The sequence below is a fragment of the Olegusella sp. genome (assembly GCF_057238325.1).
In genome coordinates this window covers 54,152-62,414 of the sequence record NZ_DBHHGF010000013.1, presented here as the reverse complement: position 1 = coordinate 62,414, position 8,263 = coordinate 54,152, and the positions used below count along the sequence as shown (strand labels likewise).

At 45.2% G+C, this 8,263-nt stretch carries 4 protein-coding genes; all 4 read left to right on the top strand.

Annotated elements, in window-relative coordinates:
- Window positions 1-114 precede the first annotated feature (114 nt).
- The 4 genes from ACO5JD_RS08625 to ACO5JD_RS08610 all read left to right on the top strand — a co-directional run bounded on the left by ACO5JD_RS08625 (window position 115) and on the right by ACO5JD_RS08610 (window position 8,260).
- On the top strand, window positions 115-1,974 hold the full coding sequence (locus ACO5JD_RS08625) for a serine/threonine protein kinase (protein WP_484989184.1): 1,860 nt from the start codon (window positions 115-117) through the stop codon (window positions 1,972-1,974).
- On the top strand, window positions 1,971-2,510 hold the full coding sequence (locus tag ACO5JD_RS08620; protein WP_484989182.1) for a hypothetical protein: 540 nt from the start codon (window positions 1,971-1,973) through the stop codon (window positions 2,508-2,510). Before ACO5JD_RS08625 ends, ACO5JD_RS08620 begins: the two co-directional genes overlap by 4 nt.
- Window positions 2,497-7,872: a hypothetical protein gene (locus ACO5JD_RS08615; protein WP_484989180.1), complete on the top strand. Its 5,376-nt coding sequence runs from the start codon at window positions 2,497-2,499 to the stop codon at window positions 7,870-7,872. The genes ACO5JD_RS08620 and ACO5JD_RS08615 overlap by 14 nt, the downstream gene beginning before the upstream one ends.
- A 94-nt stretch (window positions 7,873-7,966) precedes the next feature.
- Entirely contained in the window at window positions 7,967-8,260 is a 294-nt protein-coding gene (locus ACO5JD_RS08610) for a WXG100 family type VII secretion target (protein WP_484989178.1), read from the top strand.
- Window positions 8,261-8,263: the final 3 nt, after the last annotated feature.

Here is an 8,263-nt window from a genome sequence, read left to right as displayed (position 1 = left end):
GACCATCTACACAGGTAGATGACCCTATTTGCTAAAATTTGCTTCGGAATTCAGGATATACTAATGGTTAACTAGTGAAAAAGTTAGGATAATAAAACGATACGAGGACAGCTTATGGCGGCAGAGTATTCAGAATTGGAAGCCCATGAGCCAAAGGCCAGCTTCGGTACACCTACCCTTTCGACAATGGTTTCTGAAGCTACGCAAAGTAGGCAGGACAGTGTCGCTATAGATGATCTGCCAATGATAGGGGGTCGCTATCGACTTTTAACTACCATTGGCTCTGGTGGAATGTCCCAGGTCTATCTTGTGCTCGACACGATTCTTAACAAGCAGTGGGCAGCAAAAGAGATCCGTCACCATGCAGACCCTGTTCAAAATGATCTGATCGTGAAGAGTATTGTTACCGAAGCAAACCTTATCAAGAGTTTTGATCACCCTGCAATTCCACGTATTGTTGATCTGGTTGATGAATCAGGCACGCTATATGTAATCATGGATTACATTGAAGGTCATACTCTGTCTTCCGTTATTGAAACAGAGGGAGCTCAGAGTGAATCTGATGTATGCGATTGGGCGTTGCAACTCTGCGATGTCTTGATGTATCTCCATCGGCGCGAGCCAAGTGTTGTTTATCGAGATATGAAGCCCTCGAATATTATGCTCAAACCTAATGGGCTTGTTGAACTCATTGATTTTGGCATTGCATGTGAGTTGTCAGAAGATGGTATACCTCAGTCTGCGGGTGAAGATGCGGATCGTTTGGGTACACCTGGGTTTGCTCCTCCCGAGCAATACGAAAAGAGTATGAAGCGTCTAGATGCTCGTGCAGATGTATATGCTCTTGGTGCCACGATGTTTAACCTCTTAACAGGAAAGAGCCCTTCAGAGGTATCGGGAAAGCTTCCTCCACTGCGTCAGATCGTACCTAGTCTCTCTATAGGTATTGAACGAATTGTTGCAAAAGCTACGCAGATAAACCCAGAGGACCGTTATAACGACTGTGCTGAATTTGCTTATGATCTCAGTCACTATCAGGAAAATGATGAGCGAGCTCGTGCCACTTTACGAAAGACATGGAGGACGTTTGTAGGGCTTGGAGTTGCTGCGATCATTTTTTGTGCGATTGGTTTTGGCGGCACAATTGGTCGTATTGTGGCTACAGACGCTGACTTTGATCACTGGATGGAAATTGGTCAACAGAGTTCCAACCAAGCTGAGTCAACATCGGCATACGTACATGCAGCTGATATTAAGCCTGCCGATACGCGTCCATACCTTGGTTTGATTAAACGCTACCGCGAAGATCTTTATTTTGACAGCTCGGAAGAAGCACAGCTGCGTGAGACCTTACTTTCCCATATCGCCGAGTTGAAGAATGCGCCAGGATATTCTGATTTGGCTTTTAGGATTGGTAAGCTCTATTGGTACAGCTATGGGGTAGACCCCGAGGAAGCGGTTGACATTGAGCGCTCTCAGCAATTGCCGGGTCAGTCCGAACGTATTAGAGCCGCAGCAGAATGGATGCACATAGCGGCAGCAGATAAAAGTTTTGATCAGCATAAGTTGGCACAATGTTATTCGGATATTGCCGACTTCAATGCTCAGATTGTTCCCTTGATTAATGAAGGTGACGATTCGGGACTATATAAACCTTATTTCGATCAGCTTGGCAAACTTGTTGAGTCGCTTAAAGGTGAGAATAACGATGTTATGAAATTACAGGCCGCCAACCTCGTTCTCGATGCGTTGAGCACGTATCCGCGCAACTTTCGCGCTGATGGCATTACTCATTATGAGATGCTCGAACTCACGCACGATGCCATTGACCTTGCAAGTCAAGCGACAACAACAACAGCATTCCTCGATAGCGAGAAGGATCGTGCGCTTAATTCTGAGAGCAGGGTTCTTAATTCTATAGACGATGCTTTTGTCGATGCGCGTACAGTTGATTCGGGGAAGGCGCAATCATGAGTGTGCAATTCTTTGGAACGCTGGAGGTTTTTGGCTACTCTGTTGCAATAATCCTCTTGCTTGTCACTATAACTTTTTATTTTACGAAGCACGTGCATGAGGTGCATGATGAGCTGGTGGGCAAAACAGCGCGTGACGCGATTGCAGAACTTCGTAGTGGTAAAGTCGCAGTTCCTCGCAGCGAACAAGTTCGCGCAGGTCGTCAGTCAGTCTTTGCTGCTGACGAATCTGCAAGCGGCTCTTTGCACGTGAGATTTATGGAAAAGGATACACAAGCTAAGAAGCAAAAAACCGCAGGAACCAGTTTGTCTCATCCTAGCGCTCCCAATACAGAAGACGTAACTACGCTTATTTCTAAATCAGCAAATGAAGATATGACAGTCTCAATTGGACAGTCATCTACAGAAACCGTGACAAGTCCATTGATGGAAACGCCTACTGAGGATATAACAACGCTTTTTGAGGGTAGTTCAGATGCTATACATGCAGCTGCGCCCTCAGATGAAGTTGAAGGGCGGTCACATGAAGAAGCTTAGACGTATGAGTGCACACAAAAAGACGGATATGCCTATTACTAAAGCCAAGCATCGTCAACTTATTGCTGTAGTGTTGCCATGCGCCGCAATTCTTGCGCTCTCTATAGGTGGTTTTTGGGTACCACAGCCCGTATTGGCAAGGCAGGAGGCGCTGTCACTTCCTCTAGAAGAATCTGCTAAAACAGACGAAGCTATCGATAACGATAATACGGAGGAATTACCCACCTCATTAAATAGTCCTGCAGCCTCAACGGATGTCACGGTACAAGATGATGCTCATGCACACCCTCTTCCTTCAAAGACTTACGATGTCATTGAGGATGCTCCTTCTTGGGTATATGACCTGATCCGTTTGGAGACTAAGAATGGAGAGCTAAAAGAGCCAAAGATTCTTGATGCCAAAAACCCCACCCTCTGGATCAATAAGGAAAATAAGCAAACTACGTTTTCACATAAAGCATCTTTGGACTTTGAGCTTGAGTTTTCAGTTGATTATAAGCTTGATGATCTGGGCAACTTTGCAACCCCGGCGCCACCTTCTGGCATCCCTGCAGCCTCATGCTCTCATTTTTTTGTAAAGCAAAAGAACAGTACAACTGTTTATCGAGTGAATGTTCAGCATGATTATACGGCGCCAAAAATTGACGGGAAGCAACGGCTCGTTGATGGTATTGATGGGGTGACATTAGATCTTGAAAAACAGTGGATTGATACCAATAAAAAGATGCTCACTATGGGAGCTTCGGGTCTAAAAATTGGAATCCTACCTCGCGATTCTTCTACTGAGGGTGAAGACGTATCGGGACTTTCTGCTGATACCCATGAAAGAGCAGTGCTGGAATATGTAACACCAGATGGCAATAAGAAAACTTTAAAGCCTTCTGAAGTAACACGCGAAGAATTCGTCAGCTTTACGCTTGGAGCTAAGGAGCTTAAAAATTGGGGTGAAACCACACTCGACCTCACAAAAGTCTCTGTTGTTGTGTCCGACCAAGCGGGCAATATCCAACGTGAGACACTTTCCGAACTTCCTATGATCAAAGCCTCAGGAATAACAAAACTGAGAATTAAGGACAGTAAAGTTGATCGTACAAAACTTTCTATTGATTTTGGTTCAGAGGTTAAACAAGTAAACGGGAAAAACCTTACCAACGCACACGCAATAATTCCAACACTTACGCTTAAAGATTCGCTCTTTAAAGAACTTATCAAGGACCCTGCATGGGTAGACGCACATCCGCTGACATACAAACTTGATGGCGGAGAAACTAAAGTACTTGATCCAGCTAAACTTACTGCAATAAATGGAACGAGCGATGAGTATGCGTTAAAGCTTGATCCAATTGACGCAGAGGGTACGCATACGATTGAGGTTGCCTATGCTGGCGCTGATGCACTTGCACACCAGCCACTAGGGACTGGCTTTGGGCAAAATATTAAAAGTGAACTGATTATTGATAGGACGAAGCCTCGCGTAGTTTCAGCAGAGATTATTGGAGGATTTAAAAAATCCGATATAGCAGCTGTTTCAGAGGCCAGTAGCTTCCTTATGGGCGGTACTCGCAGGATAGCAATTAATTTTACTGATACCGGATCTGATGGGGATGCTGTTGATACGGGTATTGCGTCTGTTGAGGTTTTAAGTGTTAAACGCAGCTCTCCCACTGCGAGTTCTGGTAGTAGTAACTCGCAAACCTTCACTTCCGTGCAGGATAGTGTGCAAATAAACCTTGATTCTGAAGGTTGCTATCTGCTTACCGAGATACGTGTTGTTCTTACTGATAATGCAGATAACAGCTCAACTATTACCCTCAATGCCGTACCCAATGTCCATGATTGGGGTTTTGAGGGCTTTGTTGTGATAGATTCCACGCAGTCGTCGACTCGTGTTGACCTTATTGATGCTTCTGGCTATGGCAATAGCGACCCAGTTTATGGGGACTTTTACCCTGCCGACTGCATACCAACAGCCATTATAAGAAACCAGTATTTCTACCTCATATCAAAAACCAGCGCTTTTTCGCATGCGTTGAACGCAAGTTTTGAAGATGTTTCTGGTAAAAAAGATATTCCTGTAGATATGACCAAATTTACGCAAATGGGAATTCCTGGTCTTTATAGTCTTCCGATTCCGTATACAAGGACTGATGGGAAGCTGTCAGATGGTCATTATTCTGTGAGTTTTGATCTTGGCTACTGGCACCATCTTAAGTCTACAGAATTTAATATAGATACAACTGCTCCGCAGCTATCTGGCGCAGAAATTGAAGGCGGCGTGCCTGCATCTGAAGTCGCTACCCTTTCAGAATCGAAGAAAATTCTTGCAGGTGGAGAGAGAACCTTACGTCTCAGATTACAGGATTTGCTTCCCCGTGCATCAGGACAGAATCCAGAGGTATCCTCTCGCGATGAAACATTTACTTCGACGCTAGATGAGCAAAAATCTACGATTAGCATCTCCATCGCTCGCTCACTGAATGATGAGAACCCTCAATTTGATACGAAAAGTATCGCTGAGTTAAAGCGTTCTTCCGATGGTTATGTAGATCTACAACTTAAGGAGAGTGGGCTCTACAAGCTTCACGACATTAAGATCGTTTTGTATGACAAATGTGGTAATAGTTGCACTGTTGATTTAGGAACGTATGCAGGAGAGCATGACTGGGGAATTGACAGTATCCTTGTTGATAATCAAACAACCAAGCCCAAGACTCAACTATCCCTAGAAAATGCTCCAAATACGCCTAAGACAAAAGATCTCAAGATCCGTCGTGGAACTGTCATTCTTAGAGCAACTGTGACCGATCCTTGGTTTGAAGTCTACCAGGTGCTGTTTGGCGCGGAACCAATTTTGAAGATTAGGTATACCGCTCTAGATGGCACGAGTCACGAACTGGAGCCAAAGAGCGTAAGTCAGTTTGTACCGGGTGGTGGGCACATAGTTTCGACCGCTTACAGCTATGTATATACCTATGATTTGCCACGCAATATGGATGACACTCAAGATCCAAAGCGTCCTCGCGAAGGGAGCTATGAAGTTTCCCTTGAGTATGTGGGAATCGCTCGCCATCAAAAAGGTCAAACATTCTTATCAAACAATGAAGTGCATGAGGAAGTCTCCTCTGATAAACAGCTGGTAACGAGTGATTCCAAGCTTGAATTTGCAATTGACTACACGGCTCCCAAGTTGGGTCACCTTGAGATGAGTGAAGTTAAACCCGTTCCGCGTTATCGTTCTGGCAAGCATAAAGATGAACCTTGGGGCTGGATTTTTGCAAAACAGGAAGAGAAGGTAACGCTGCAAGTAAGTGATAATCTTGCAGGCTTACAAGAAGGCACACTTCATATCAATAAGGGAAGCAGTACTGCAGAGGTTGAATCTAACTTTAGAGGGGGACTATCCGTACTTGCAGGAGAAGTGGCCTTTTCTTTTAAAGGAGATGGTAGTCGGCTCTATCTTGATGAAACGACAATTACTATTGAGGATAAGGCAGGTAACGTTGCAAGTACCGGGGCTCTTTCGCAGTATGCAGATTCCAACAGACCTGCGGGAGTTCATTCAATTGCTATTGATGAGAGTGCTCCAAAGATAGAGTTGAGCTTTGCTGATAATGATGCTCATAACGGGAAGTATTACAACCACGCGCGCAAGATGGTTGTAAGCGTTAATGAGGCAAACTTTGATCTTATTCAAAAGTATGCACCTGACACTCTTATTGAAAGTGCCAAACGCGATGGCAGTGGTTCCTTTGTGCAATCACTAAAGGCAGAGGATTTCAAGGCAACGCATGACGCTGACGGTAAAAAGATCTATGTTGCACATGCGGTTTTTGAGGACGATGCTGACTGGGACGTTGAAGCATTCTTTTACGATGGTGCGGGACGGGCTTCTAACAAAGCAACAGCGAGTTTTGTCATTGATACCCAAGCGCCAAGCCTACTTGTGACCTACGATAACAATGAGGTTGCAAACGGTATGTATTACAAGGCACCAAGAACAGCGACCATTACGGTCCACGACCGCAACTTTGCTTCTGAACTTGGCAACATACGTGCTCGGACGCTTTCTGGTGGCCCTGCTCCGTCTGTTAGCTCTTGGTCTGAAATAAAGCAACGTGAGGAGTGGAGAGCTCAAGTATCATTTGCAGGTGAGACGCATTACCAATTGGGTGTAACAGTAAGCGACTTAGCAGGAAATACCGCAGAATCTTATGATTCAGGTGAGTTTGTCATCGATATGACTGCGCCTAAGCTAGAGATTACGGGAGTTGAGCCTCAGCATGCCTACTCGGGAGATGTTGTCCCAAGTGTAGTTTATTCGGATACCAATCTTGATGTGCTTGGCTCTACATACACCGTAACGGGAGCTCGCCAAGGCAATAGCTATTTCCCCAACACCAGTGAAAGGGAAAGCTCGACAGAAAAACAGGTGAGTCTTGGCAATATCCCATACGAGCTTCAATATGACGATGTGTACTCCTTTGATGCCAAAGCAATTGATCTTGCAGGTAATATTGCCCAGAAGACTATTGCATACTCTGTGAATCGCTTTGGGTCTACGTATTTCTTTGCAGACAACTCAAAAAATGTGCACGGATCATATCTCCCTCATCCCCAAGATGTGCAAATCATTGAAGTGAATGTCAGCGGTCTTGATACTTCGCAGTCAAGAGTTGAACTATCTCAGGACTCTGAATCTTGCCTACTTGAAATGAATAAGGACTATGCAATTGATCCCAATGCTCCTGACCGAGGCTGGAGTGCGACAACGTATACGCTTCCTGCCCAGCTATTCAAGCAGGATGGTTTCTACCATATCACCTTGACTTCTAAGGATGCAGCAGGTCTTCTTTCCCAGAATACTATGGAAGGAAAGGACAGCAATCATAATGGATCATTCCCTGTTAGTTTTGCCGTTGACCAAACAAAGCCTTTGGCAAACCTTATTGGGGTGACTTCGGGAGCGACTTACCTTGATCCCAACAAGACCGCCTTGGTGGATGCTTACGACAATATCGAACTCCGTAAACTTGAGTTTTATATCGATGGCAAGCTTGTTACATCTTGGAAAGATAAAGAACTTCAATCAGGCGATCCCAAGAGTGTTGTTCTCAAGATTGATGGCAAGCCGCACGATTATCGGGTGGTTTCTCAGGATGCTGCAGGGAATAGCTCTGATACTATTTATTCTAATGTGGTTATCACGAGCGACTGGTTTGTCTATATATTGCGAACTCCGCACTTACTCGTAAAGGCTGTGGGTGGAGTAGTAATTGTAGTAGGTCTTGTGGCTCTCATAGCCTATCTGGTATGGAGGGCCTATAAAGCGGGCGAGCAGCAGCGTAACCCATTTGGTCACTGATGTGGCTATTTCCCACAGATAGTTGTTGTGGGTGCAAGCATAGCAAGGCACGTATTGTCAGGAGCAAGGCAGTTTCAACAGAAAGGAAGGTACCATGGCAGGACAGATTAGGATTACCCCAGATCAGATGCGCTCTCGTGCGGGCCAGTATCGTGGTGAGGCTAGCAATGTCCAAGAAGTTATTTCTAACATGGACAACCTACTCAATCAGCTTCAGTCCGAATGGGAGGGCGCTGCGGCTGAGTCCTATGCGAGCCGTTTTGCTGAGCTTCGTCCTGGCTTTATAAAGGCCAAGGATCTTATCGAAGAGATCGCTCAGGCGCTTGACGCAACCGCACAGACTCTTGAGGAGACGGACTCTTCGATTGCCAGCTCTTTTAGGGGTTAATAA

Coding starts and splice junctions, on each gene's coding strand:
- ACO5JD_RS08625 (WP_484989184.1), top strand. CDS start 115: ATGGCGGCAGAGTATTCAGAATTGGAAGCCCATGAGCCAAAGGCCAGC.
- ACO5JD_RS08620 (WP_484989182.1), top strand. CDS start 1,971: ATGAGTGTGCAATTCTTTGGAACGCTGGAGGTTTTTGGCTACTCTGTT.
- ACO5JD_RS08615 (WP_484989180.1), top strand. CDS start 2,497: ATGAAGAAGCTTAGACGTATGAGTGCACACAAAAAGACGGATATGCCT.
- ACO5JD_RS08610 (WP_484989178.1), top strand. CDS start 7,967: ATGGCAGGACAGATTAGGATTACCCCAGATCAGATGCGCTCTCGTGCG.